This is a genomic window from Streptomyces venetus (assembly GCF_039540295.1).
GTDB lineage: Bacteria > Actinomycetota > Actinomycetes > Streptomycetales > Streptomycetaceae > Streptomyces > Streptomyces venetus.
The window spans coordinates 1-25,733 of record NZ_BAABET010000002.1; the positions used below are offsets into that span (position 1 = coordinate 1).

The window sequence follows — 25,733 nt, forward strand, 5'->3', positions numbered from 1 at the left end:
GCCCGGCGATGATGCACACCCTGGCCCAGATCGGCTTCCAGCAGTCCTACACCTACTTCACCTGGCGCAACACCAAGCAGGAACTGACCGAGTACCTCACCGAGCTGTCGGGCGAGGCCGCCTCCTACATGCGGCCCAACTTCTTCACCAACACCCCCGACATCCTGCACGACTACCTCCAGACCGGCGGCCGGCCCGCCTTCGAGGTCCGGGCCGTGCTCGCCGCCACCCTCTCCCCCACCTGGGGCATCTACTCCGGCTACGAGCTGTGCGAGAACACCCCGCTCAGGGAGGGCAGCGAGGAGTACCTCGACTCGGAGAAGTACCAGCTCAGGCCCCGTGACTGGGTCACCGCCGAACGCGAGGGCCGCACCCTGACCCCGCTGCTGACGAGGCTCAACACCATCCGGCGGGAGAACCCGGCCCTTCAGCAGCTGCGCGATCTCCACTTCCACGAGGCGGACAAGGAAGCGGTGATCGTCTATTCGAAGCGAAAGGGTTCGAACACGGTTCTGGTGGTCGTCAACCTCGACCCCCACCACACCCAGGAGGCCACGGTCTCGTTGGACATGCCGCAACTCGGCCTGGACTGGCACGAGTCGGTTCCGGTGCGCGACGAGCTCACCGGCGAGACCTACCACTGGGGCAGGGCCAACTATGTGCGCCTCGAACCGGGCCACCGGCCCGCGCATGTCTTCTCGGTTCTGCGACCGTCCCACCCGCAGATCGGAGGGTCACCCACAACATGATCGTCAACGAACCCGTTCAGGACACCTTCGAGGACACTCCTGCCCGGGACCGGGACCCGGACTGGTTCAAGCGTGCCGTCTTCTACGAGGTGCTCGTCCGCTCGTTCCAGGACAGCAACGGCGACGGCGTCGGTGACCTGAAGGGTCTGACCGCCAAACTCGACTACCTCCAGTGGCTCGGCGTCGACTGCCTGTGGCTGCCCCCGTTCTTCAAGTCCCCCCTGCGTGACGGCGGCTACGACGTCTCCGACTACACGGCCGTACTGCCGGAGTTCGGCGACCTCGCCGACTTCGTGGAGTTCGTCGACGCCGCCCACCAGCGTGGCATGCGCGTGATCATCGACTTCGTCATGAACCACACCAGCGACCAGCACCCGTGGTTCCAGGAGTCGAGGAAGGATCCCGACGGGCCCTACGGCGACTACTACGTGTGGGCCGACGACGACAAGCAGTTCCCGGACGCCCGGATCATCTTCGTCGACACCGAGGCCTCCAACTGGACCTTCGACCCGGTCCGCAAGCAGTACTACTGGCATCGTTTCTTCTCCCACCAGCCGGACCTCAACTACGAGAACCCGGCCGTGCAGGAGGAGATGATCTCCGCGCTGAAGTTCTGGCTGGACCTGGGCATCGACGGGTTCCGGCTGGACGCGGTGCCGTACCTGTACCAGGAGGAGGGCACCAACTGCGAGAACCTCCCGGCGACGCACGACTTCCTCAAGCGGGTGCGCAAGGAGATCGACGCCCAGTACCCGGACACCGTGCTGCTGGCCGAGGCCAACCAGTGGCCGGAGGACGTCGTCGACTACTTCGGCGACTACGCCGCCGGCGGCGACGAGTGCCACATGGCCTTCCACTTCCCGGTCATGCCGCGCATCTTCATGGCGGTGCGGCGCGAGTCGCGCTACCCGGTCTCCGAGATCCTGGCCAAGACCCCGGCCATCCCCTCGGGCTGCCAGTGGGGCATCTTCCTGCGCAACCACGACGAGCTCACGCTGGAGATGGTCACCGACGAAGAGCGCGACTACATGTGGGCCGAGTACGCCAAGGACCCCCGCATGCGCGCCAACATCGGCATCCGGCGCCGCCTCGCGCCCCTGCTGGACAACGACCGCAACCAGATCGAACTGTTCACGGCCCTGCTGCTCGCCCTGCCGGGCTCGCCGATCCTGTACTACGGCGACGAGATCGGCATGGGCGACAACATCTGGCTCGGCGACCGCGACGCGGTCCGCACGCCGATGCAGTGGACGCCGGACCGCAACGCGGGGTTCTCCTCGTCCGATCCGGGACGGCTGTTCCTGCCCACGATCATGGACCCGGTCTACGGCTACCAGGTCACCAACGTCGAGGCGTCCATGTCGTCGCCCTCGTCGCTGCTGCACTGGACCCGCCGCATGATCGAGATCCGCAAGCAGAACCCGGCCTTCGGTCTCGGCTCGTACACCGAGCTGCCGTCGACGAACCCGGCGGTGCTGGCGTTCCTGCGGGAGTACGAGGACGACCTGGTGCTGTGCGTGAACAACTTCTCGCGTTTCGCGCAGCCCACGGAGCTGGATCTGAGCGCCTTCGAGGGGCGGCACCCGGTGGAGCTGTTCGGCGGGGTCCGCTTCCCCGCCATCGGCGAGCTGCCGTACCTGCTGACCCTCGGCGGCCACGGCTTCTACTGGTTCCGGCTGCGCAGGGACGCCGTGTGAGGCCCGGAACGGCCTGTTGAAGCCAGATACCGCGGGGCGGGCCGCAAACCCCCGTGGCGGGGCGTTTCCTCCGCCCCGCCCGGGGCACGCATCAGTAACACCCCACCCACGCGCGTGAGCCGGAGGGCGCGGTCCGGGCCCGCTGAGGGCGCCGGAGGCGCACCGAGAACGGGTGAAAGGACGCGACGCCATGTCGGAAGCCGTCACACGCACCGTCACCACCCCGCCCGGCCTCCTTGCCTCCCTCGACCCACTGCTGCGGGAATGGCTGCCGCGGCAGCGCTGGTTCGCGGGCAAGGGGCGACCGGTCACCGGGTTCACGCTGGTCGCCGCCACCGAACTGCTCCCGGGCACCGCCAAGCTCGGCCTGTACCACCTGCTCGTCCGCGCCCACCAGCCGCTCGCCCCCTCCCACGGCGCGCCCGGCCACCCCGGTGACTGCTACCAGCTCCTGATAGGCGTGCGCGAGGCGCTGCCGCCTCGGCTGGCGCCCGCGCTGATCGGACACCTGTCGGCGGGGCCGCTGGCCGGCCAGACCGTCTACGACGCCCTGCACGACCCGAGGCCCGCCGAGCTGCTCCTGGAGGCGCTGCGCACCCAGGCCCGTATCGGCGGGCTCCGCTTCGAGCGGGACCCGAAGCAGGAGATCCGGTCCCAGCTGGTGCCGCGCGTGGTGACCGCGGAGCAGTCCAACTCGTCCATCGTCTACGGAGATACGTTCATCCTCAAGCTGCTGCGCCGGATCGTGCCCGGCGTCAACCCCGACCTGGAGCTGCCGCTGGCGCTGGCCCGCGCCGGCTGCCCCCGGGTGCCGTCCCCGACGGCCTGGATGGTCGCGGACGTCGACCCCGCGGCGGACCCGGTGGTCGCCACGGGCCAGGCGGACCTCGCCGGCCAGCCGTACGTCCTGGGGGTGCTCCAGCCGTTCCTGCAGGGCGCCTCCGACGGCTGGGAGCTGGCGCTGCGGGAGCTCGCCAAGGGCGAGGACTTCGGTGCCGAGGCGCGGGCGCTGGGGCGGGCCACCGCCGAGGTGCACACCGCACTGGCCCGGGCGTTGCCGACCGTCACCCTCGGTCACATCCAGCTCGAGCTCATGGTCGCCGGCATGATCCAGCGGCTGGAGGCGGCCGTCCAAGCGGTGCCCGCGCTCCGGCCCTACGCCGGCGGCCTCAGGTCGGCGTTCACGGCGCTGGGCGACCTGGCCGCCGAGGGCCGCACCTGGACCGCGCAGCGCGTGCACGGCGACCTGCACCTCGGGCAGTGCCTGCGCTCGCCGGCCGGCGAGTGGTGGCTGATCGACTTCGAGGGCGAGCCGGCCCGGCCGCTGGCCGAGCGGCGCATGCCGCAGCCGGCGGTGCGGGACGTGGCCGGCATGCTGCGGTCCTTCGACTACGCGGCCCGCTCGGCCGATCCGCCCCAGCCGGACTGGGCCGAGACCTGCCGGTCCGCGTACTGCTCAGGATACGCCGAGGCCTCCGGCCGCGATCCGCGCACCGACCCGGTGCTGCTGCGCGCCTACGAGACGGACAAGGCGATTTACGAGGTGGTGTACGAGGCCCGGCACCGCCCCGACTGGCTGCCGGTGCCGCTGGCCGCCATAGACCGGCTCGCCGAGTCCGGCCATCTGACCTGACTGACCGATCTTCGCCCAGGAGGCTCCGCCCGTGACCCCCCGCCCTGAGTCCAGCGGTTCGCGCCCCAAGGGGACGGCCGGGGAGAAGATCCCCGAGCAGCCCACGGCCGCCCAGCAGAAGAGCGCCGCGAAGAAGACGGCGGTGCCGAAACAGGCAGCGGCCAAGAAGGGGACGGCAGCCGCGAAGAAGGCCGCCGCCAAGAAGACGTCCTCGGCAAAGTCACCGGCGACCAGGTCCGCGGCCGCCGCGAAGAAGGCGGCCCCTGCCAAGAAGGCGGCCCCCGCCAAGACGACCGCCGCGAAGAAGGCCGTCGCGAAGAAGGCGGCTCCCGCGAAGGCGACCGCGACCAAGGCGACCGCGACCAAGGCGACCGCGGCGAAGGCCACCACCAAGAAGGCGGCCGCGACCAAGGCGGCAGCCAAGCAGACGGCCGTGAAGAAGACAGCGGCGAAGAAGGCGACCACGAAGACGGCGGTCGCGAAGACGGCGGTCGCGAAGACGGGCGCCGAGAAGGCCGCAGCGGTGAAGGCGACGGCCGGCAAGGCCGCCGCGAAGACCACTGCCGCCAAGTCACCCGCGAAGAAGGCCCCTGCCAAGAAGGTCACGGCCAAGAAGGTCGCCGCCACGAAGTCCTCCCCCGGGAAGGCCGCCGCCGAGCAGGCCTCCCCCGCCCAGGTCGTTCCCCCGGAGATGGAGGTCGCCGTCTCACCCGCCGTCGACGCGGTGGACCGGGAGCGGCTGCTCTCCGGCACGCACCACGACCCGCACTCCGTGCTCGGCGCCCACCCCGTCCCCGGCGGCGTCGCCTTCCGGGCGTTCCGCCCGTACGCCCTGTCGGTGACCGTCGTCGCCGGGGAACTGCGAGCGGAGCTGCACGACGACGGTGAGGGCTTCTTCTCGGGGCTGCTGCCGCTGACGGAGGTCCCGGAGTACCGGCTTCTCGTGGCGTACGAGGGGACGGTGCTGGACACCGAGGACGCCTACCGCTTCCTGCCCACGCTGGGCGACCTCGACCTGCATCTGATCGGCGAGGGCCGGCACGAGGAGCTGTGGACGGCGCTGGGCGCGCACCCGACCACCCACCAGGGCGTGACCGGCACCCGGTTCGCGGTGTGGGCGCCGAACGCGCGGGGCGTGCGCGTGGCCGGCACCTTCAACTTCTGGGACGGCACCGGCCACGTCATGCGGTCGCTGGGCTCCTCCGGGGTGTGGGAGCTGTTCCTGCCGGACATCGGCGAGGGCGAGCTGTACAAGTTCGAGATCACCCGCCCCGACGGTTCGAAGACCCTGCGTGCCGACCCGCTGGCCCGCCGCACGGAGGTGCCGCCCGCGACCTCGTCGGTCATCACCTCCTCGCAGTACGAGTGGGGTGACGCGGATTGGCTGGCCCGGCGCGCCGAAGTCCCGGCGCACGAGGCGCCGTTCTCCGTCTACGAGGTGCATCTGCCGTCCTGGCGGCCCGGCCTGACGTACCGCCAGCTCGCCGAGCAGCTCCCGGGGTACGTGCAGAACCTGGGCTTCACGCACGTCGAGCTGATGCCGGTCGCGGAGCATCCGTTCGGCGGCTCCTGGGGCTACCAGGTCACCGGCTTCTACGCGCCGACGGCCCGGCTGGGCACGCCCGACGACTTCCGCTACCTGGTCGACAAGCTGCACCAGGCCGGTATCGGCGTCCTCATGGACTGGGTGCCCGCGCACTTCCCGCGCGACGACTGGGCACTTGCCGAGTTCGACGGCCGGCCCCTGTACGAGCACGCGGACCCGCTGCGGGCCGCGCACCCCGACTGGGGCACGCTGGAGTTCGACTTCGGGCGCAACGAGGTGCGCAACTTCCTCGTCGCGAACGCCTCGTACTGGTGCGAGGAGTTCCACATCGACGGACTGCGCGTGGACGCGGTGGCGTCCATGCTCTACCTCGACTACTCGCGCGAGCCGGGCCAGTGGACGCCCAACGAGCACGGCGGCCGGGAGAACCTGGACGCGGTGGCGTTCCTCCAGGAGATGAACGCGACGGTGTACCGCAGGGTGCCCGGCGTGGTCACGATCGCCGAGGAGTCGACCGCCTGGGACGGTGTCACCCGGGCCACCCACCACGAGGGCCCGAGCGGCTTCGGCGGGCTGGGGTTCGGGCTGAAGTGGAACATGGGCTGGATGCACGACTCGCTCCAGTACATGAGCCACGAGCCGGTGCACCGCAAGTACCACCACCACGAGATGACGTTCTCGATGGTGTACGCGTACAGCGAGAACTACGTGCTGCCGATCTCCCACGACGAGGTGGTGCACGGCAAGCGTTCCCTGGTGTCGAAGATGCCCGGCGACTGGTGGCAGCAGCGGGCCGGGGTCCGGTCCTACCTCGGCTTCATGTGGGCCCACCCGGGCAAGCAACTGCTCTTCATGGGGCAGGAGTTCGCGCAGGGTGCCGAGTGGTCCGAGGCGCACGGGCCCGACTGGTGGCTGCTCGACCCGGGGTACGGGGCCGAGCCCGACCACCGGGGCGTGCGCGATCTGGTCCGCGACCTCAACGCCGTCTACCGCGCCACACCGGCGCTGTGGCGGCTCGACACGGATCCGGCCGGATTCGAGTGGATCGTGGGGGACGCCGCCGACGACAACGTGTTCGCGTTCCTGCGGCTGGACCCGGAGGGCACCCCGCTGCTGGCGGTGTCGAACTTCGCGCCGGTCGTGCGCCAGGACTACCGCCTGGGCGTGCCCGAGGACGTCCCCGCCTGGCACGAGGCGGTCAATACCGACGCCGAACGCTACGGCGGCAGCGACGTCACCAACCCCGACCCGGTCAAGCCCGAGGCCCAGCCCTGGCACGGCCGCCCGGCGAGCATCCGCCTGACCCTGCCGCCCCTGTCCACGGTGTGGTTGCGGCCGGCGTAGGGGGCGTGTGACTGGGGCGCGAACCCTCCTGCGGGCGAGGCGGGTTGCGATCTGTCCGTCGTGACAGGGCTGTGACCGGAGGAGTGGCCTCCGCCACAGCCCCTCCGGTCCGGTCCTGGTGGGGTGTCCGCATGGATGCCACCCCGCTCACCTCGCAGGCCCCGCCGTGCTGATGAGCTTGGTCTCGATGGCCTGTGCCGTCGGCGCGCTCGTCGCCGTGGCGGGGGTCGTCGCGATGGCGCTTCCCGGACGGCCCGAGCCGTGGCCGGATCATCTGATGCGCCGTGCGGCGGCGACGGCCGCGTGGGCGGCGGCGGCCGTGTACTCGCTGGGGTTCTTCGACGTGCTGATGTCGGAGCAGGCGTTCGGTGACGGCGCGGACTCGGTCCCGGCCCCGGCCTGCCGCGACGGCTTCGATCCGGACACGGTCCGGGGACTCTCCCACCACCGCTCCTCGTACCTGCCGCTGCGCTTCGACTGCGTCCGCGAGGACGGCTCCGTGTACTCCGGCGCCCCGGGGGGCTACGGGTGGATGAACGCGGCGAGCGCGTCCCTCGCCCTGTCCGCCGCCTTGCTGGTCATCGGCGCGGGCTACGCGAGTGAACTCCGGGCCCGGAAGGCCGCGGCGACGTCATGACGTGCGTGGCCGTCATGGCGGCGGACGATCCCGTCCTGGTCCCGGAGCCCTGCGAGATCCGAGGTCGCTCCTGCTGCTGTAGGCGGCCCCGTACCCGACAGGCACGAGGCCGCTCCGCTATACGAACGCGTCCGCCAGGGCCTTCGGCAGCTCCCCGGTGTGCAGCACGCCGAGCCGCTGGGTGGCCCGGGTGAGGGCGACGTACAGGTCGCTGGTGCCGTACCGGCCGGGCTCGACCACGAGGACGGAGTCGAACTCCAGTCCCTTGGCCTGGCGCGGGTTGAGGAGGACGACCGTCTGGGTGAGGTCCGGTTCGGCGCCCGCCGTCACACCGTCGAGCCGGGCCGCGATGGCGCGGTGCAGGTCCCGGGGCGCGATCACCGCGAGCCGCCCCTCGGCGGGGGTGAGCTCGTCGACCGCCTTGGCTACGGCGCCGGGCAGATCGTCGGTGGCCCGCGCCCAGGGGCGTACGCCCGTGGAGCGGACGGAGCTCGGCGGTTCGAACTCCGGGTGCTCGGCACGCACCACGGCCGCCGCCACGTCCATGATCTCGGCGGGGGTGCGGTAGTTGACGCCCAGCCGGGTGTGCTCCCAGCGGTCCTCGACGTACGGGTCGAGGATGCCCGCCCAGGAGCCGACCCCGGCCGCCTCGGCGGTCTGCGCGGGGTCGCCGACCAGGGTCATCGAGCGGGTCGGGCTGCGCCGCATCAGCAGCCGCCACGCCATCGGCGACAGCTCCTGCGCCTCGTCGACGATGATGTGCCCGAAGGCCCAGGTGCGGTCGGCCGCGGCGCGCTCGGCGGCGCTGCGGTGGTCGTCCTCCTCGTGCCGCTCGGCGAACCGCTCGGCGTCGATGATGTCGTGCGCGGACAGCACCTCGCTGCCGTCGGGGTCGCTGTCCTCCTTGTCCTCGAACTCGTAGGTGCGGGAGGCGTACGACACCTCCAGCACGCCCTGCGCGTAGGCGATCTGCTCCTCCCGCTCGCGGGCGGCGCGCTCCCGGGCCAGGCGGTCGTCGTCGCCGAGGAGTTCGGCGGCCTCGTCGAGCAGCGGCACGTCCGCGACCGTCCAGCGCCGGGTCACCGGGCGGCGCACGGCGTCGGCGTCCTCGGCGGTCAGGAACTCCTCGGGCGCGGCGAGGAAGTCGGCGACGAGCCGCTGCGGGGTGAGCACCGGCCAGAGCTGGTCGATGGCGGACCAGACTTCGGGGTTCTCGGCGATGTCGTCGCGGATCTGGGTGATGTCGCTGGGGTCGAGCAGGCTGGACCCGTCGAACGGGTCGGTGCCGATCCGCTCGGCGTACAGCTCGGTGAGGGTGTTGAGGATGTGGCCCTCGAAGTGCTCGCGGGCCGCGTTGTGCGGCAGCTTGGCGGCGCGGGTGCGCTCGCGGGCGACGTTCACCAGACCGTCGTCGAGCATGAGGACCTCGCGGTCGTGCTCGATGGCGATCACCGGGTCGGGCAGCGCCTGCCGGCCGCGCACGACCTCGGCGAGGACGTCGGCCATGTCGGCCCGGCCCTTCACGGCGGCGGCCTCGGGCGTGTCGGTCGCGGTCGCCTTCACGCCGGGGAACAGCTCGCCGACGGTCGCGAGGAGCACGCCCGTCTCGCCGAGGGAGGGCAGCACCTCGCCGATGTAGCCGAGGAAGGCCGGGTTGGGACCGACGATCAGCACCGCCCGCTTGGCGAGCAGCTCACGGTGCTCGTACAGCAGGTACGCGGCGCGGTGCAGGGCGACGGCCGTCTTGCCGGTGCCCGGACCGCCCTCCACCACCAGGACGCCGCGGTGCGGGGCGCGGATGATGCGGTCCTGGTCGGCCTGGATGGTCTGCACGATGTCGTTCATCCGGCCGGTGCGGGCCGAGTTGAGCGCGGCGAGCAGCACGGCGTCGCCGGTGGGGTCCTCGTGGCCGGTACGGGTCTCGTCCCCGAGGTCCAGGATCTCGTCGTGCAGATGGGTGACCCTGCGGCCGTCGGTCGCGATGTGCCGCCGGCGCCTGAGGCCCATCGGGGTGTGGCCGGTGGCCAGGTAGAAGGGCCGGGCGACGTCGGCGCGCCAGTCGATCAGGACGGGCGTGCGTTCGGCGTCGTCGGTGCGCAGCCCGATCCGGCCGATGTGGTGGGTGGTGCCCGAGGTGAGGTCGATCCGGCCGAAGCACAGGGAGCCGTCCACCGCGTTGAGCGCGGCGAGCAGCCCGGAGCGCTCGGCTACCAGGATGTCCCGTTCGAGTCTGGCCTGCATGGGGGTGTTGCCCTGCGCGAGCGCGTCCGTGACGGAGGTCTCGGCGTCGCCGCGCAGCGCGTCCACGCGCGCGTACAACCCGTCGATGAATTCCTGCTCCTGCCGCAATTCATCGTCCGGAAATTCGGTGTTTGACAATTCCGCTCCCGCCCGGATATACTGTGCTCACTGAACTTCGCGTGACTTCTTTCGACTTGAAGTCACGAACAGACAAATATACGCAAGGAAATCCCCCGAGCGCAATTGCTCGGGGGATTTCCTGTTGTCCGGGCGGGTCGTCTAGAGCACGTCGGCCAGCTCCTCCAGCAGCCGCCGCTTGGCTCGCGCCCCCACCATCGACTTCACGGGCTCGCCGCCGCGGAACACCATGAACGTCGGCATCGACAGCACCTTGTAGGCATTAGTCGTCGCCGGGTTGGAGTCCACGTCGAGCTGTACCACCTTCAGCCGGTCGCCCTCCTCGGAGGCGAGGGCTTTCAGCACCGGCCCCATCTGCCGGCACGGCGGGCACCAGTCGGCGGTGAACTCCACCAGCACCGGCAGGTCCGCGCCGATCACCTCCGCCTCGAAGTCCGCGTCCGTCACGTCTGTCACGCCGGTCACGTCGCTCACCAGTCCCCTCCCAGTTCGCACTGCGGCTCCGGACCTCCCGGAGCCTCCGCCTCGGCGGCCAGCTCGGCCCGCGCCAACTGCCGGGCGACGGTGTCCCGCACTCCGCTCAGCTGACCGATCAGGGAGTCGAGCTCGTCCAGCTTGCGCCGGTAGACCGCGAGCGACGCCGGGCAGGAGTCCCCCTCGGGATGCCCCGCCCGCAGGCACTCCACGAAGGGCCGCGTCTCCTCCAGGTCGAACCCGAAGTCCTGGAGCGTCCGGATCTGCCGGAGCAGCCGCAGATCGCTCTCGTCGTAGGTCCGGTATCCGTTCCCCGCGCGCCGCGCGGGCAGCAGCCCGCGCGACTCGTAGTACCGCAGCGTCCGCGTCGTGGTCCCGGCCCGTGCGGCCAGCTCGCCGATTCGCATGCGTACGAACGTAATCCTTGCCCCTGGCGTCAAGGCAACAGCCGTTCGCCTCGCACGGTCAGCGAGAACCCGCGGTCTCCGGCTCCCTCTCCTCGACGGACTCCGCCGCCTGCTCCCCCTTGCGCGGCAGCAGCAGCGCCACGACGACCGTGCCGACCCCCAGAATCACAGCCCCCACCATGCTGGTGTGCGCGACCGCGTCGGCGAAGGAGGACCCGACCGCGTCGGCCATCCGCCGTGCCCCTCCGCCGAGTTGCTCAGCCTGCGCGCGCAGCCGCTCCGCCGCTTGCGGATCGCTGGTGTGCGCCGCCTGCTCGGCCAGCTGCCGTGCCTTGTCCCCGATGCCCCGCGCCACGGCGTACCCGGCCCCGACGGAGTCCTGGGCCGTCTCCAGAGTGGAGGCGGGGAGCTTGCTGCCGGTCGTGGCGTCGGAGAGGTGCTCGGAGTACGACGTCGCCAGCAGTGAGCCGAGGATGGCGATGCCGAGCGAGCCGCCCAGCTCCAGCGAGGTGTCGTTGACCGCGCCGCCGACGCCCAGTTCGGACTCCGGGAAGGCTCCCATGATCGCGTCCGTGCAGGGCGAGAGCGCCAGCCCGATCGCGAGCCCGAGGACGATCAGGGGCGCGACGAAGTCGCCGTACGACGAACCGCCGTCGACCCGGGTGAGCAGGGCGAGGGCCGCGGTACCGCCGACCATGCCGGCCGTGACCGTCCACTTCATGCCGACCCGCGGGGTGAGGTAGCCGGTGAGAGCCGAGCCCACGAAGACCGCGCCGGCCAGCGGCAGCATGCGCAGGCCGGTGTCCAGGGCGTCGTAGCCGAGGACGAACTGCAGGTGCTGGGTCAGGTAGTAGAAGGCGCCGAAGACGGCCAGGAAGAACAGGGCGACGGCGAGGTTGGAGCCCGCGAAGCGGCGGTCGGTGAAGCGGCGCACGTCGAGGACGGGACGCGGGTGGCGCAGCTCCCAGAGCACGAAGGCGACGAGCCCGGCGCCCGCGACGACCGCCGCCGTGATCGCCTTGGTGCCCCAGCCGAAGTGCGGTCCCTCGATGATCATGTAGACGAGCGCGCCGATCCACACCACCGACAGCAGTCCGCCGACGTAGTCGACGCGCTCGCGGTGACCGGCCCTGGACGGCGGTACGAGGACGAAGGCGCCGACCATGGCCAGCGCGGCGACGGGGACGTTGATGAGGAACGTCGACGACCAGCCGTGCCGCTCCAGCAGCGCCCCGGCGACCAGCGGTCCGGCGGCGATGGCGAGGCCGGCCGTCGCGGTCCACAGGGTGATGGCCTTGGCGCGTTCCGCACGCGGGAAGGTGGCCGCGAGCAGGGACAGCGTGGCGGGCATGATCATCGCGGCGCCGGCCCCCATCACGGCACGCGCCGCGATGACCGTCGTGGAACTGTCGGCCAGGTAGCCGAAGACCGCGCCCGCACCGAACACGACGAGCCCGAGGACCAGGGCGCCCCGGCGGCTGTACTTGTCGCCTATCGCGCCCAGCAGCAGCATCAGCGCGGCGTACGGGACGGTGTAGCCGTCGATGACCCACTGGAGGTCGGCGCTGGACAGACCGAGGTCCTCGGTCATGGCGGGAGCGGCGACGGTGAGGGCGGTGTTCGCCATCACGATGATCAGCAGGCTCAGGCAGAGCACGAGGAGCGCCCACCAGCGGCGCGCGTAGGGGCGCTCCATCCTTTCGGCCGGTTCGGTCATGACGAGTCGCACGACGGTTCGCCTTCCTCACGGACTTGCAGACTTGCACAGGGGTGTGCATTTGCACAACACTGTGCAATGTACGCCGTTGCACAGTGCTGTGCAAGTCGCTGGAGGGGAGGCACAATGACGTCCATGAACACGGGCAGCACCAGCCGCGCCGACGCCAACCGGCGCCGCATCCTCGACGTCGCCCTCGCCGAGCTGCTGCGGGACCCCGACGCGTCCATGGACCAGATCGCCCGCGCCGCCGGCGTCGTACGGCGGACCGTGTACGGGCACTTCCCGAGCCGCGAGGTACTGATCAGCACGCTCGTCGACGAGGCCGTCCAGGCCCTGTCGACCGCGCACGCGGCGGGCCGCGAGGACGTGGAGGACCCGGCCGAGGCCGTGGCGCGCTCGGTGCTGGCGGTGTGGGAGATCGCCGACCGCTACCGGCTGCTGGTCGCGCTCGCCCAGCGCACGGTCACCATGCAGGGCATCCGGGAGCGGCTCGGACCGGTCCGTGAGGAGAGCATCGGGCTGCTGCGGCGCGGGCTGGACGAGAACGTCTTCAGCTCACCGCTTCCGGCACCGGCCCTGGCCTACGTGCACGAGCAGACGCTGTTCGCGGTGATGGAGGCCGTGAACGACGGCCTGCTGACAGCGCGAGAGGCGGGCCGCTGCGCCGCGGTCACCGTACTGACCGCGGCGGGCGTGCCCGCCTCGAGAGCCACCGAGCTGGTGGCGAAGCTGAACGATTGATCTTCTTGGGACGATGACCGGGCGGCTGAGCGACGGGGGGACACCCAGCCGCCCGGATTCTGGGGGGCGGCGCGGCCGTCAGGCCTTCGCCAGCTCCTTCTCGCCGCCCTGCTCGGGCACCTCGACGGGACCGTCGTCCGGGGCGTCGTCGTGGTCGTCCAGCAGCGTCTTCTCGTCGAAGGGCAGCCGGCCCGCGAGGACCTCGTTGACGCGCTCCTTGTCGATCTCCTTCGTCCACGTGCCGATCAGCACGGTGGCCACGGCGTTGCCGGCGAAGTTGGTCAGGGCGCGGGCCTCGCTCATGAAGCGGTCGATGCCGACGATGAGACCGACACCGTCCACCAGGGCCGGCTTGTGCGACTGCAGACCACCGGCCAGGGTCGCCAGGCCCGCGCCGGTGACACCGGCGGCACCCTTGGACGCGACGAGCAGGAAGAGCAGCAGCGGGATCTGCTCACCGATCGACATCGGCGTACCCATGGCGTCGGCGATGAACAGCGAGGCCATGGTCATGTAGATCATGGTGCCGTCGAGGTTGAAGGAGTAGCCGGTCGGGACGGTGATGCCGACCACCGGCTTGCTGACGCCGAGGTGCTCCATCTTCGCGATGAGCCGCGGCAGCGCGGACTCGGAGGAGGAGGTGGACAGGATCAGCAGGAACTCCCGGCCCAGGTACTTGAACAGCGTGAAGATGTTCAGGCCGGAGATGACGCGCAGCAGGGCGCCGAGCACGATGAAGACGAAGAGGAAACAGGTCACGTAGAAGCCGAGCATCAGCACGGCGAGGCTCTTGAGCGCTTCCAGGCCCGCGGAGCCGGTGACGGCGGCGATGGCACCGAAGGCACCGATCGGCGCGGCCCACATGACCATCGCGAGGATGCGGAAGACGAGCCGCTGGATGTGCTCGATGCCGCGCAGGATCGGCTGGCCGGCCGAGCCCATGCCCTGCAGCGCGAAGCCGGCGAGCAGGGCGATCAGCAGGGTCTGCAGGACCGACTCGTTGGTGAAGGCCGACACGATCGTGGTCGGGATGATGCCCAGCAGGAAGTCGGCGGTGTTCGTGGTGGCCTCGGGGTCGATCTGCGCCTGACCGGCGTCCTTGACCGCGTCGGTCATCGCGAGGCCGGTGCCCGGCTCCAGGATGTTGCCGACGACCAGGCCGATGCCCAGCGCGACCAGCGACATCACCATGAAGTAGCCCAGGGCGATACCGCCGAGGGCACCGACCTTGGCGGCCTTCCGTACCGAGCCGATGCCCAGCACGATCGTGCAGAAGATGATCGGCGAGATCATCATCTTGATCAGGGCCACGAACCCGGTGCCGATCGGCTTCAGCCCGACGGCGAAGTCCGGTGCGGCCAGACCCACCGCGATACCGGCAGCGACCGCGATGATCACCGCGATGTAGAGGTAGTGCGTGCGGTCCCGCTTGGGTTTGCGTGCGGCAGGTGCCGTATCGGCTGCGCTGGTCACGGCGGCCCTCCTTGACGACGTCGTCGGCATCACCGGCGTGCGGCTCACGTCCGGGAAAAACTCCGGGAAACTCCGAGGAACAGGGAGCGGGACTCCCGGAGATGCGTTATGGGGAATGCCGTGACTATGTCCTGCTCTGTGAGCGCGGTCACCCTTCCGTTCATTTAGTTCACAATCAGCCAAGGGGCAGACTGACGACATGCGCATCTTCGTGCCCCGACCTCGCAGCCTGGCGGCCCAGCTCTTCGCCATGCAGGCGGTACTGATCGCGGTGGTCGTGGCCGGATGCGCACTGTTCACCTACGTCAGCGACCGCAGCCAGGCCGAGGAGGCCGCGACGCGCCAGGCCAGGGCGGTTGCGCGGTCCGTGGCCGACTCCCCGTCCGTGCCGGCGGCGGCCCGCGCCTCCGACCCGACCGCGGAGCTCCAGCCGTACGCGCTGAAGGTCATGCGGGACACCGAGGTCGACTTCATCACGATCATGAATCCGAAGGGCATCCGCTGGACGCATCCCGACCCGGACCAGATCGGCCAGACCTTCCAGGGCCACACCGAGCGGGCCCTGAAGGGCGAGACCTTCACCGAGACCTACACCGGCACCCTCGGCCCGTCGGTCCGCGCGGTCACCCCGATCCGGGACGGCAACCGGATCGTCGGCCTGGTCAGCGCGGGAATCCGGGTCCAGGCGATCAGCGAGCGCGTACAGAGTCAGGTCACGGGCCTGCTGGGCGTCGCGGCCGGGGCACTGGTCCTGGGCGCCGTCGGCACCTACGTTGTCAACGCCCGGCTGCGCCGCCACACCCACGGCATGAACGCGGCCGAGCTGAGCCGGATGCACGACTACCACCAGGCCGCCCTGCACGCGGTACGCGAGGGGCTGCTGATGCTGGACGGGCAGTACCGTGTGGCGTTGATCAACGACGGGGGGCGAGAGCTGCTCGGCGTGGAGGGGGACGTGGTGGGCAGGTCGGTGGCCGAGCTCGGGCTCCCCGCCCCCCTGACGGGGGCGCTGCTGGCGTCGGAGCCGCGGGTGGACGAGGTGCATCTGGCGGCGTCGCGGGTCCTGGTGATCAACACCTCGCCGGTGTCGGGCGGCGAACGGCGCGGTACCGTCGTCACCCTGCGCGATGTCACCGAACTCCAGTCCGTGATGGGCGAGTTGGACTCCGAGCGGGGCTTCACGCAGGCGCTGCGCTCACAGGCGCACGAGGCGGCGAACCGGCTGCACACGGTCGTCTCGCTGATCGAGCTGGGCCGGGCGGAGGAGGCGGTGGAGTTCGCGACGGCCGAGCTGGAGCTGGCGCAGGCACTGACCGACCAGGTCGTCGCGGCGGTGAGCGAGCCGGTGCTGGCGGCGCTGTTGCTGGGCAAGACCGCCCAGGCCAACGAGCGGGGCGTGGAGCTGATGGTGTCCGAGGACAGCAGCCTGGACGACGGACTGCTGCCCGAGACCCTGCCGGCCCGGGACCTGGTGACCATCCTGGGCAACCTGATCGACAACGCCGTGGACGCGGCTCAGGGGAGCGCGCGGGCCCGGGTGACGGTCGCCGCCTACACCGAGGACCGGGACGGCGCCCCTGAGCTGCTGCTGCGAGTCTCGGACACGGGCCCGGGCGTCGACCCGCGGCATGCCGAGGCGGTCTTCCAGCGGGGCTTCTCGACGAAGCCGGCGGGCCCGGGCGGCCGGGGGCTCGGCCTGGCGCTCGTACGGCAGGCGGCACAGCGGCACGGAGGCACGCTGTCGGTGACGGAGGCCGACGGGGGTGGCGCGGAGTTCGAGGTACGGCTGCCGCTGGGCGAGGCGAACGACACGACGTCCGGAGAAACGGTGCGCGAGCACCCGGTGCCCGGGCAGCGCGTCCAGAAGGGCACGGGGTCTGCGGAGCCCGGCCGGGAGAACCCGGTGTCCACGGAACCCGCCCAAGAGGACGCGGCGTCTGCGGAGCCCGTCCAGGAGACCCCGGCGCCCGCCGAACCCGCGCACGAGCACCCGGCGCCCGCCGAACCCGCGCACGAGCACCCGGCGCCCGCCGAGCCCGCCCAAGAGAACCCAGCGCCCACGGAGCCCACCCACAAGCACCCGGCGCCCACGGAGCCCACCCACGAGCACCCGGCGCCCACGGAGCCCACCCACGAGCACCCGGCGCCCGCGGAACCCGCCCAAGAGAACCCGGCGGCCACGGAACCCGCCCGGGAGGACCCCGTGCCCGGAGGCCCGGCTCCGGCCACCCCTCCGTCCACAGACCCCGCGTCCCGTGGCGCGGTTTCCGGGGGCTCTGCATCGAGGGGCTCTGGAGGCCACGCATGACGAGTGACACGACGAGACAGCAGGACATCCGCGTCCTGGTCGTGGAGGACGACCCGGTGGCCGCCGACGCGCACGTCCTGTACGTCGGCCGGGTCCCTGGCTTCGTCGCCGTGGGCAAGGCGCACACGGGCGCGGAGGCCCGCCGGGCCCTGGACCGCACCCCGGTGGACCTGCTCCTGCTCGACCTGCACCTGCCGGACGTGCACGGGCTGCAACTGGCGCGCTCGCTGCGGGCGGCCGGGCATCACGCCGACGTGATAGCGGTGACGTCGGCTCGCGACCTCGCGGTCGTCCGCGAGGGGGTCTCCCTCGGGGTCGTGCAGTACGTCCTGAAGCCGTTCACCTTCGCGACCCTGCGGGACCGGCTCGTGCGGTACTCCGAGTTCCACGCGGCGGTCGGCGAGGCGAGCGGCCAGGACGAGGTGGACCGGGCGTTGGCGGCCCTGCGCGCACCGGGCCCGGCGGCCCTGCCGAAAGGCCTGAGCGCACCCACGCTGGAGCGGGTGACCGTGGCCCTGCGCGACAGCGCGGAGGGCCTCACCGCCGCCGGCGTGGCGGAGACGGTCGGCATCTCCCGCATCACGGCCCGCCGTTACCTGGAGCACCTGGTGGACGCGGGCCGCGCGGCCCGCCGCCCGCAGTACGGGACGGTGGGGCGGCCGGAGTTGCAGTACCGGTGGGTCACGGGTCAGTGACGGGCCGTCAGACACGAGGGCGCGCGATCAATCATGCGCACGCGCATTGACCTGACTAGACCACTCAACTTAGGTTCACGACGCAGCCGTCCCGGCCACAACGAAGTGCGCCCGTAGGAGGTCGTGCCCGTGCGCCCCACCGCCGCCCTCACACCCTTCCTCGCCCTCGCCCTCGCCGCGACCACCCTCACCGCCTGCGGCGGGGGTTCCGGCAGCGACCCGGACACCGTGAAGGTCTCCTTCAAACAGTCCACGGACAACTCCGTGAAGGTGATGGACACCTACCTCGCGGACATCAAGAAGCAGTTCGAGAAGGCCCACCCCGGCAAGAAGGTCGAACTCGTCCCGATCAAGGCCCCGGACTCGGAGTACTACACCAAGCTCCAGCAGATGCTCCGCTCCCCCAAGACCGCCCCCGACCTGGTCTACGAGGACACGTTCCTCATCAACTCGGACATCACCAGCGGCTACCTCAAGCCCCTCGACGCGTACCTCGCCAAGTGGCCGGACTGGAACCGGTTCATCGACACCGCGAAGGCGGCGGCCAAGGGCGAGGACGGCAAGACCTACGGCGTCCCCGACGGCACCGACACCCGCGGGCTCTGGTTCGACAAGGACGTCTTCGCCAAGGCCGGCCTCCCCGCCGACTGGCAGCCGAAGACCTGGAACGACGTCCTGAGCGCCGCCCGCGCCATCAAGAAGAAGGTCCCGGGCGTCATCCCGCTCAACGTCTACACGGGCAAACCGGTCGGCGAGGCGGCCACCATGCAGACCTTCGAGATGCTGCTCTACGGCACGAACGACGGCGGCACGGACCCCCTCTACGACAAGAACACGAAGAAGTGGATCGCCGGCGGCAAGGGCTTCGAGGACGCGCTCCGCTTCGTCGAGACGGTCTACAAGGAGAAGCTGGGCCCGGACGTCGCCGACGCCCTCGACCCGAACGTGATGACCCGGGTGCGCGGCGAGTGGCTCCCGAAGGGCGAACTCGGCATCGCCCTCGACGGCTCCTGGCTGCCGCAGGACTGGCTGCCCGGCAGCGGCCACGAGTGGCCCGAGTGGTCGAAGAAGCTGGGCCTCGCGGCCATGCCGACACAGCACGGCCAGGCGCCCGGCAAGGTGAGCATGTCCGGCGGCTGGACCTGGGCCGTCCCCGCCAAGGCGGGCAACCCGGACCTGGCGTTCGAGTTCGTCAAGACCATGCAGACCAAGGCCAACGCGCAGAAGTGGTACGTCGCCAATTCCGGCATCGCGGTCCGCGAGGACGTCGCGAAGGACCCCGCGTACGTCACCGCCCAGCCCGGCATCAAGTTCTTCACCGACCTGGTGCGGAGCACCCACTACCGACCCGCCTACCCCGCCTACCCCAAGGTCTCCACGGCCATCCAGGAGGCCATGGAGGGCGTGACGACGGGTGACACGACGGTCGACGAGGCAGCCCGGGCTTACACGGACGCCCTCAAGGACGCCACGGACAACCAGGTCGTCGAACGGTGAGCGGCCGATGACCGCCACGGCACCGCACCCCGGCATCGGAAAGGCACCCGGGCCCCCTGCCCCTCCCCGCCGACGGGGCCCGGGCGTACTGATCCGCACCCTCCCCCTCGCCCCCTCGGTCGTCCTCCTGCTTCTCTTCCTCGCCGGCCCGATCGTCTACTGCGTCTGGATCGCCTTCACGGACCTCCAGCTCACCGGCCAGGCCCAGGAGACGTTCGTCGGCTTCGACAACTTCACCCGGGCCTTCGGTGACGAGGCGTTCCTCAACGCCGTATGGCTGACCGTGGTGTTCACGGTCGTGTCGTCGCTGATCGGCCAGAACACGCTCGGCCTGGCCCTCGCGGCCCTGATGCGGCGCGCGTCGAAACCGGTCCGCACCCTCACCGGCGGCATCGTCGTCACGGCGTGGGTACTGCCGGAGGTCGTCGCGGGCTTCCTCCTCTACGCCTTCTTCCGCCGCGAGGGCACCCTGAACGCCATCCTGGACTGGCTCCACCTGCCCTCCCAGAACTGGCTGTTCACCCTCCCGATCCTGGCGGTGTCCTTCGCCAACGTCTGGCGCGGCACCGCCTTCTCCATGCTGGTCTACTCGGCCGCGCTGAACGAGATCCCCAAGGAGATCACCGAGGCGGCGGAGGTCGACGGGGCGGGCGGCTGGCGCCGGATGTGGCACATCACCCTCCCGATGATCCGCCGCTCCATCGGCACGAACCTGATGCTCAACACTCTGCAGACCCTCTCGGTCTTCGGCCTGATCTGGGTGATGACGAGAGGCGGCCCGGGCGGCAGGAGCCAGACGCTTCCGCTCTTCATGTACGAACAGGCCTTCCAGAACAGCCTCATCGGCTACGGCACGGCCGTGGCCTTACTACTCCTCCTCGTCGGCTCCCTGTTCTCCCTCGTGTATCTGCGCCTGCTGCGGACGGAGGTCTGACCCACGTGGCCCTCCCCCTCTCCTCCCGCCGCACCACTCGCCGGCTCGCGGCCGACGCGGGACTGCTCGTGGTCGCCGCGGCGTTCATCCTGCCCCTGGCCTGGGTGGTCCTGTCCTCCCTGGACCCCCGTGCCGATCTCCGTGTGAAGGCCCCCGACGGCCTCACCCTGGACAACTTCGACGCGATCCTGACCTCGGACATCACCTTCACCCCGCTCCTCAACAGCCTGGTCCTGTGCGGCGGTGCAACGCTGCTGACGGTGGTGTGCGCGGCGCTGGCGGCCTATCCGCTCTCCCGCTTCCGCTCCCGCTTCAACCGCCCGTTCCTGGTGACGATCCTCTTCGCGACGAGCCTGCCCATCACGGCGATCATGGTTCCGGTCTACGCGCTGTTCGTCCAGGTGGACCTGATCGACACCATGCAGGGCACGATCTTCTTCTTCGCCGCGTCCCAACTGCCCTTCGCGATCTGGCTGATGAAGAACTTCATGGACGGTGTACCGAAGGAACTCGAAGAGGCGGCCTGGACCGACGGGGCCGGCCCCTTGCAGTCCCTGGTCCGCATCGTCCTGCCCCTCATGGGGCCCGGCGTGGCCGTCGTGACGGTCTTCTCCTTCGTCATGATGTGGGGCAACTTCTTCGTCCCCTTCATGCTGCTGCTCACCCCCGACCAGATGCCGGCGTCGGTCAGCATCAACGACTTCTTCGGGAATCGGGGGATGGTGGCGTACGGGCAGTTGGCGGCGTTCTCGATCGTGTACTCGACGCCGGTGATCCTGCTGTACGTGTTGATCGCACGGCGGTTGGGTGGGGGTTTCGCCCTGGGTGGGGCGGTGAAGGGCTGAGCGGCGTTTGTGCTGAGGCGGGGGTGTTGCGCAACTCGGCGGAGCGAGGTGCCGCCGCGCCCACCCTCCCCCAAGCTCTCGGCTTCGCTCGAGCAGGGGGGACCCCCATCGCCCCAGCGGCACGCATGCCCGCAGCGGGGTACGTGCGCAAGGGGCCGTGTCGGGGGGTGTCCGCCCGCAGCGGGCGGCGCGTGTGACGCCAGTTAGCCGGTAAGTGACAGCGTCGCGCCGTTCCGAGGACGGACACCCCCCGGCGCGGCCCCGACCCACCCCCCACCGGGCGATCACCGCACCAAGCACGGACGCCTGGCGTCGAACTCCCACCCCGGAACCAGGTACCGCATCCCCACCGCATCGTCCCGACCGCCCAACTCCTTCTCCTGGTACAGCTCGTGTGCAGCGAGAAGCCGGTCCATGTCCAGTCGCACACCCAGACCCGGCGCGTCAGGGACCGCGACCTCGCCGTCGACGATGCGCGGCGGATCGACGGTCAGCCGCTCCAGCCCCTCCTGCCAGATCCAGTGCGTGTCCAGCGCGTTGTACTCCCCCGGCGCCGCCGCCCCGCAGTGGGTCACCATGGCCAGCGAGATGTCGAAGTGGTTGTTGGAGTGGCACCCCCAGGTCAGCCCCATCGCGTTGCACAGCTGCGCCACCCGCACCGACCCCTGCATGGTCCAGAAGTGCGGGTCGGCCAGCGGAATCGACACCGACTGGAGAGCCAGCGCGTGCGCCATCTGCCGCCAGTCCGTCGCGATCATGTTCGTCGCGGTCGGCAGCCCCGTCGCACGGCGGAACTCCGCGAGGATCTCCCGCCCGGAGTAACCCCCCTCCGCCCCGCAGGGATCCTCCGCGTACGCCAGCGTCCCGACCAGCGGCCGGCACAGCTCCACCGCCTCCCGCAGCGACCACGCCCCGTTCGGATCGAGGGTGATCCTGGCCTCCGGAAAGCGCTCCTTCAGCGCCCGCACGGCCCGCACCTCCTCCGCCCCTTCCAGCACACCCCCCTTGAGCTTGAAGTCCCGGAACCCGTACAGCTCGTACGCCGCCTCGGCCTGCCGCACGATCGCCTCCGGCGACAGCGCCTCCTCGTGCCGCACCCGGTACCACTCCACCGGGGAGTCGGGCTCACGGACGTACTCCAGATCCGTCCGGTCCGGGTCACCCACGTAGAAGAGATAGCCCAGCACCCGCACCGAGTCCCGCTGCTGCCCGTCACCCAGCAACGCCGCGACCGGCACGTCGAGATGCTGCCCGAGAAGGTCGAGCAGGGCCGACTCGACGGCGGTCACCGTGTGCACCGTCGTCCGCAGGTCGAAGGTCTGGGCACCCCGCCCCCCGGCGTCCCGGTCGGCGAACCGCTCCCCGATCTCGCGCAGCACCCGCTTGTAGTCGCCGACCTTCGCCCCGACGACCAGCCCCTCGGCGTCCCGCAGCGTCCGTGTGATCTTCTCCCCGCCGGGCACCTCGCCCAGGCCCGTACGCCCCTCGGAGTCCGTGAGAACCACGACGTTGCGGGTGAAGTACGGTCCGTGCGCGCCGGAGAGGTTCAGCTCCATACTGTCCCGGCCCGCGACGGGATAGACGGCGAACGCAGTGACGGTCGGCTGCTTCCCGATGCTCATCGGATGTCCCTTCTCAAATGGGTGATGACCAAGGACGTCGTGGTTCACAGGCCCAGGACGCCGGAGTTCAAAGCCCCAGGACGTCGAGCCCCCACTCGACCCCCAGCACCCCGCCCAGCCCGAGCACGGCGAGCACCGTCGTATAGGAGGTGCGGACCTTGATCGCCTCGATGACGGAGAGGTTGAAGTACTCCTTGAACAACCAGAACCCGGGGTCGTTCACATGGGAGAACGCGATGGAGCCGCAGGCGACGGCCAGCACCATCACCTCCGGGTGCACCCCGCTGCCCGCCAGCAGCGGCAGCGCCACCCCGGAGGCCGTGACGACGGCGACCGTGGCCGAGCCGAGCGCGATGCGCAGGATGACGGCGACGAGCCAGGCGAGGACGATCGGCGAGATGGACCAGCCGTCCGTGGCGTCCTTGATGTAGTCGGAGATCCCCCCTTCGACCAGGACGTTCTTGAAGGCCCCGCCCGCGCCGATGACCAGCAGGATCATGGCCATCGCCTGGGCCGCCGAGGTGCAAGAGGCGCCGACGTCGGTGAGGCTCCGGCCGATCCGCGGCCCGAACGCCCACACCGCGAGGCACAGGGTCAGCAGCAGGGCGATCGGCGCCGAGCCGACGAAGGCGACGACGTGCAGGAACGGGCTCTCACCCGAGGTGGCCATGTCGGTCACGGCGGCGGCCACGATCAGCGCGACGGGGAACAGCGCCACGAACAGCGACCAGCCGAGCCCCGGCATCTCCTCCTCGGTGAACTCCCGTTCGCTGACCAGGCCCTTGGGGATGGTCGGTGTCAGTCGCGCGACGAACGGCAGCCGGGGCCAGGTGAGGGCGATGAGCGCCCCGGCGGGCACGGCGACGAACAGGCCGTAGAACAACGTCAGTCCGACGGAGGCGTGGAAGGTCGCGGCGACGGCGGTGGGGCCGGGGTGCGGCGGCAGGAAGCTGTGCATGGTGGACAGGGCGATGGACATCGGCAGGCCGACCCACAGCAGCTTCGCCCCGGTGACCCTGACCAGGGTGAACGCGATGGGCACGATGATGATGAACGCGACCTCGTAGAACATGGTCACGCCGATCAGCATGGACGTGACCACCATGGCGACCTGCACCCAGCGCGGGCCGAAGGCGTCGAGGAGCTTGCCGGCTATGCGCTGCGCGGCGCCCGAGTCCCCCATCACCCGGCCGACCATGGCGCCGAGCCCGATGGTCAGCATGGTGTCGCCGATCTGGTCCCCGATGCCCTCGGAGAGGACGTCCGGGATGGTCGCCACCGGAATGCCCTGGACCAACGCCACCCCGACGGCCACGAGCAGCAGCGCGGCGAAACCGTTCAGTCTGAGCCTGGTCATGAGGAGAAGCAGGATCAGGACACTGATCCCGACTACGAGCAGAGGCAAGGCAGTTCCCCTTTGAACTGGTGGGAGCTCATCCCTGTATGCAGATGCCGTCCACGTATGCAGATGGAGGCTAAGTGGGTGAACCTGCCGGGTCAATGGTCGTGCGATCACGGATTCCTCGGACCGGATCGCCGCGGACCTACGATGAGCCCATGCAGGAGAGGAGAGGCGTCCGCGGCGTGAAGTCGGCGGCGCGGACCGTCGCGCTGCTGGAACTGCTCGCCGGGCGGGGTGAAGAGCCCTCCCGCCTCGACCAGCTCGCACAGGACCTGGGCGTACCGCGCAGCAGCATGTACCAGCTGCTCCAGACGCTCGTCGACTCCGGCTGGGTCCGCACCGACGCCACCGGCTCCCTCTACGGCATCGGCATCCGGGCGCTGCTCACCGGCACCGGCTACCTCGACGGAGACCGGCGCATCCGCCTGGTCCGGCCCTACCTGGACGAGGCGTCGGACGCGCTGGGCGAGACGATCCACATGGCGCGGCTGGACGGCCGGGACGTCGTCTATCTCGCCACCCGGGAGTCGCACGAGTACCTGCGCACCATCAGCCGGGTCGGCCGCCGTGTCCCGGCCCATGCCGGTGCGCTCGGCAAGGCGCTGCTCGCCGAGCGCACCGACGGTGAACTGCCTTTCGGCGACGGCCCGTTGACGGCCCTCACGGAGAACACGCACACCGACCGGGCCGCCCTGCTCGCCGACCTGGCCGGGGTGCGCGAACGCGGCTACTCGATCGACCGCGAGGAGACGGTGCCCGGCATCGCCGGTTTCGGTTTCGCCCTGCGCTATGGCACCCCGGTCGTCGACGCCATCAGCTGCTCGGTCCCGGTGGCCCGGCTGACCCCGGAGCACGAGGCCCGCGTCGTCGCCGTGATGCGGGACGTCCGGGCGAGGATCGAGTCCCGCCCGCCACCGATGTCGGGCGAGCCCGACTGGCGCTGAGGGCCAGCCCCGCGAGGCGAGGGTCAGCCCCACAAAGCGAAGGTTGATGAGGGGTGGTTCGCCAAACGGACCGTCAGCCGGCGTCCCCGCCCGGCAGAACCCCGGCCCGGAACGGCTCCACACCCTCCAGCGTCCGCACCCGCGTCGGCTCGATCAGCAGCATCACCCGGCGCTCCCCGGGCAACAGCCACGGGTACCGGTCCTCCCCGAGGTATTTGCGCGCGAGCCGGTCCATGCCCCGCTCCGCCTCCTCGCCCTCGACGAACCGGACGACCTTCCCCCGGATCTCCGCACGGTCGTACGGGTTCGCGGGGTCGTGGTGGGACAGGGAAACGTACGGATTGCGCCGCAGATTCTCCTCCTTCACCCGCCCGATCGAGGTGTTGACCATGACGTACTCCCCTTCGATGTCCGCCCACATGGGCGACACCTGAGGCGCACCGTCCGCCCCCACGGTCGCGAGATGCCAGAAGTTCGTCGCCAGCAGACGCTCGCGAATATGCCCGTTGAGCTTGCCGTTCACCTTTTTCACTGCCTTTCCGGACCCGCGCTCGCCGGGTCCGGCGCCATCCTCACCACCGCCCCGCCCGGCCTGACAAGACGATCTTCAGCCCCGTTCCAACCCGCGAGTAGCCGTAGCTTCCTACAATCCGTGATCCTGGCCGAACAGACCGTAGTCGCCGCAG

Annotated in this window: 20 protein-coding genes; 12 read left to right on the top strand and 8 right to left on the bottom strand. The window is 70.6% G+C overall.

The window, feature by feature from the left end; translation table 11 throughout:
• The 5 genes from ABEA82_RS04855 to ABEA82_RS04875 form a co-directional block, all read left to right on the top strand.
• Window positions 1–749 (top strand): alpha-amylase family glycosyl hydrolase (locus tag ABEA82_RS04855; protein WP_486389415.1); only part of this gene is annotated, 749 nt, incomplete at its 5' end.
• The gene (gene treS, locus ABEA82_RS04860) at window positions 746–2,446 is read left to right on the top strand and encodes a maltose alpha-D-glucosyltransferase (protein WP_345660129.1); all 1,701 of its coding nucleotides are present in this window, start codon (window positions 746–748) and stop codon (window positions 2,444–2,446) included. The genes ABEA82_RS04855 and treS, both read left to right, overlap by 4 nt.
• A gap of 190 nt (window positions 2,447–2,636) precedes the next feature.
• Window positions 2,637–4,079 carry a maltokinase N-terminal cap-like domain-containing protein gene (locus tag ABEA82_RS04865; RefSeq protein WP_345660130.1) on the top strand — a complete coding sequence of 481 codons (1,443 nt, stop codon included), beginning with the start codon at window positions 2,637–2,639 and terminating at the stop codon, window positions 4,077–4,079.
• Window positions 4,080–4,110: 31 nt separating this feature from the next.
• A complete protein-coding gene (gene glgB / locus ABEA82_RS04870) occupies window positions 4,111–6,969 on the top strand; it encodes a 1,4-alpha-glucan branching enzyme (protein ID WP_345660131.1) in 2,859 nt (952 codons plus the stop codon).
• 187 nt (window positions 6,970–7,156) lie between these two features.
• On the top strand, window positions 7,157–7,606 hold the full coding sequence (locus ABEA82_RS04875; RefSeq protein WP_345660132.1) for a hypothetical protein: 450 nt from the start codon (window positions 7,157–7,159) through the stop codon (window positions 7,604–7,606).
• Between the two features lie 117 nt (window positions 7,607–7,723).
• Here ABEA82_RS04875 and ABEA82_RS04880 read toward each other — a convergent pair whose 3' ends face one another.
• The 4 genes from ABEA82_RS04880 to ABEA82_RS04895 form a co-directional block, all read right to left on the bottom strand.
• Window positions 7,724–10,003: a HelD family protein gene (locus tag ABEA82_RS04880; protein ID WP_345660973.1), complete on the bottom strand. Its 2,280-nt coding sequence runs from the start codon at window positions 10,001–10,003 to the stop codon at window positions 7,724–7,726.
• 123 nt (window positions 10,004–10,126) lie between these two features.
• Window positions 10,127–10,441, bottom strand: a complete 315-nt coding sequence (locus tag ABEA82_RS04885) for a thioredoxin family protein (protein WP_345660974.1) — start codon at window positions 10,439–10,441, stop codon at window positions 10,127–10,129.
• Window positions 10,442–10,455: 14 nt separating this feature from the next.
• Window positions 10,456–10,866: a MerR family transcriptional regulator gene (locus ABEA82_RS04890; RefSeq protein ID WP_003993066.1), complete on the bottom strand. Its 411-nt coding sequence runs from the start codon at window positions 10,864–10,866 to the stop codon at window positions 10,456–10,458.
• Window positions 10,867–10,924: 58 nt separating this feature from the next.
• On the bottom strand, window positions 10,925–12,595 hold the full coding sequence (locus ABEA82_RS04895) for a DHA2 family efflux MFS transporter permease subunit (RefSeq protein WP_345660133.1): 1,671 nt from the start codon (window positions 12,593–12,595) through the stop codon (window positions 10,925–10,927).
• Window positions 12,596–12,709: 114 nt separating this feature from the next.
• On the opposite strand from ABEA82_RS04895, the gene ABEA82_RS04900 reads away from it, so the two are divergent.
• Entirely contained in the window at window positions 12,710–13,327 is a 618-nt protein-coding gene (locus ABEA82_RS04900; protein ID WP_345660134.1) for a TetR/AcrR family transcriptional regulator, read from the top strand.
• A 78-nt stretch (window positions 13,328–13,405) separates the two neighbouring features.
• Here the strand turns inward: ABEA82_RS04900 and ABEA82_RS04905 are convergent, their stop codons facing one another.
• Window positions 13,406–14,800 (bottom strand): cation:dicarboxylate symporter family transporter, encoded by a 1,395-nt coding sequence (locus tag ABEA82_RS04905; protein WP_345660135.1) that lies wholly within the window; start codon window positions 14,798–14,800, stop codon window positions 13,406–13,408.
• A gap of 199 nt (window positions 14,801–14,999) precedes the next feature.
• Between ABEA82_RS04905 and ABEA82_RS04910 the strand changes: the two genes are divergently transcribed.
• From ABEA82_RS04910 to ABEA82_RS04930, 5 genes are all read left to right on the top strand, one after another.
• Window positions 15,000–17,108, top strand: a complete 2,109-nt coding sequence (locus ABEA82_RS04910; RefSeq protein WP_425588479.1) for a sensor histidine kinase — start codon at window positions 15,000–15,002, stop codon at window positions 17,106–17,108.
• Window positions 17,105–17,803 (top strand): response regulator, encoded by a 699-nt coding sequence (locus ABEA82_RS04915; RefSeq protein WP_345660136.1) that lies wholly within the window; start codon window positions 17,105–17,107, stop codon window positions 17,801–17,803. The genes ABEA82_RS04910 and ABEA82_RS04915 overlap by 4 nt, the downstream gene beginning before the upstream one ends.
• A 123-nt stretch (window positions 17,804–17,926) precedes the next feature.
• Complete coding sequence (locus tag ABEA82_RS04920; RefSeq protein WP_425588480.1) at window positions 17,927–19,300, top strand: extracellular solute-binding protein; 1,374 nt, start codon at window positions 17,927–17,929, stop codon at window positions 19,298–19,300.
• Window positions 19,301–19,307: 7 nt separating this feature from the next.
• Window positions 19,308–20,234 carry a carbohydrate ABC transporter permease gene (locus ABEA82_RS04925; protein WP_345660138.1) on the top strand — a complete coding sequence of 309 codons (927 nt, stop codon included), beginning with the start codon at window positions 19,308–19,310 and terminating at the stop codon, window positions 20,232–20,234.
• Between the two features lie 5 nt (window positions 20,235–20,239).
• Window positions 20,240–21,079, top strand: a complete 840-nt coding sequence (locus ABEA82_RS04930; protein WP_345660139.1) for a carbohydrate ABC transporter permease — start codon at window positions 20,240–20,242, stop codon at window positions 21,077–21,079.
• 284 nt (window positions 21,080–21,363) lie between these two features.
• On the opposite strand, the gene ABEA82_RS04935 is transcribed toward ABEA82_RS04930, so the two are convergent.
• Window positions 21,364–22,701, bottom strand: a complete 1,338-nt coding sequence (locus ABEA82_RS04935; RefSeq protein ID WP_345660140.1) for an enolase C-terminal domain-like protein — start codon at window positions 22,699–22,701, stop codon at window positions 21,364–21,366.
• A gap of 67 nt (window positions 22,702–22,768) precedes the next feature.
• Window positions 22,769–24,106: a gluconate:H+ symporter gene (locus ABEA82_RS04940; RefSeq protein ID WP_345660141.1), complete on the bottom strand. Its 1,338-nt coding sequence runs from the start codon at window positions 24,104–24,106 to the stop codon at window positions 22,769–22,771.
• 152 nt (window positions 24,107–24,258) lie between these two features.
• On the opposite strand from ABEA82_RS04940, the gene ABEA82_RS04945 reads away from it, so the two are divergent.
• Complete coding sequence (locus ABEA82_RS04945) at window positions 24,259–25,047, top strand: IclR family transcriptional regulator (RefSeq protein WP_345660142.1); 789 nt, start codon at window positions 24,259–24,261, stop codon at window positions 25,045–25,047.
• A 73-nt stretch (window positions 25,048–25,120) separates the two neighbouring features.
• Here the strand turns inward: ABEA82_RS04945 and ABEA82_RS04950 are convergent, their stop codons facing one another.
• Entirely contained in the window at window positions 25,121–25,579 is a 459-nt protein-coding gene (locus ABEA82_RS04950; protein WP_345660143.1) for a PPOX class F420-dependent oxidoreductase, read from the bottom strand.
• Window positions 25,580–25,733 lie beyond the last annotated feature (154 nt).

Coding starts and splice junctions, on each gene's coding strand:
- treS (WP_345660129.1), top strand. CDS start 746: ATGATCGTCAACGAACCCGTTCAGGACACCTTCGAGGACACTCCTGCC.
- ABEA82_RS04865 (WP_345660130.1), top strand. CDS start 2,637: ATGTCGGAAGCCGTCACACGCACCGTCACCACCCCGCCCGGCCTCCTT.
- ABEA82_RS04875 (WP_345660132.1), top strand. CDS start 7,157: ATGGCCTGTGCCGTCGGCGCGCTCGTCGCCGTGGCGGGGGTCGTCGCG.
- ABEA82_RS04890 (WP_003993066.1), bottom strand. CDS start 10,866: ATGCGAATCGGCGAGCTGGCCGCACGGGCCGGGACCACGACGCGGACG.
- ABEA82_RS04900 (WP_345660134.1), top strand. CDS start 12,710: ATGACGTCCATGAACACGGGCAGCACCAGCCGCGCCGACGCCAACCGG.
- ABEA82_RS04910 (WP_425588479.1), top strand. CDS start 15,000: ATGCGCATCTTCGTGCCCCGACCTCGCAGCCTGGCGGCCCAGCTCTTC.
- ABEA82_RS04915 (WP_345660136.1), top strand. CDS start 17,105: ATGACGAGTGACACGACGAGACAGCAGGACATCCGCGTCCTGGTCGTG.
- ABEA82_RS04925 (WP_345660138.1), top strand. CDS start 19,308: ATGACCGCCACGGCACCGCACCCCGGCATCGGAAAGGCACCCGGGCCC.
- ABEA82_RS04935 (WP_345660140.1), bottom strand. CDS start 22,701: ATGAGCATCGGGAAGCAGCCGACCGTCACTGCGTTCGCCGTCTATCCC.
- ABEA82_RS04945 (WP_345660142.1), top strand. CDS start 24,259: ATGCAGGAGAGGAGAGGCGTCCGCGGCGTGAAGTCGGCGGCGCGGACC.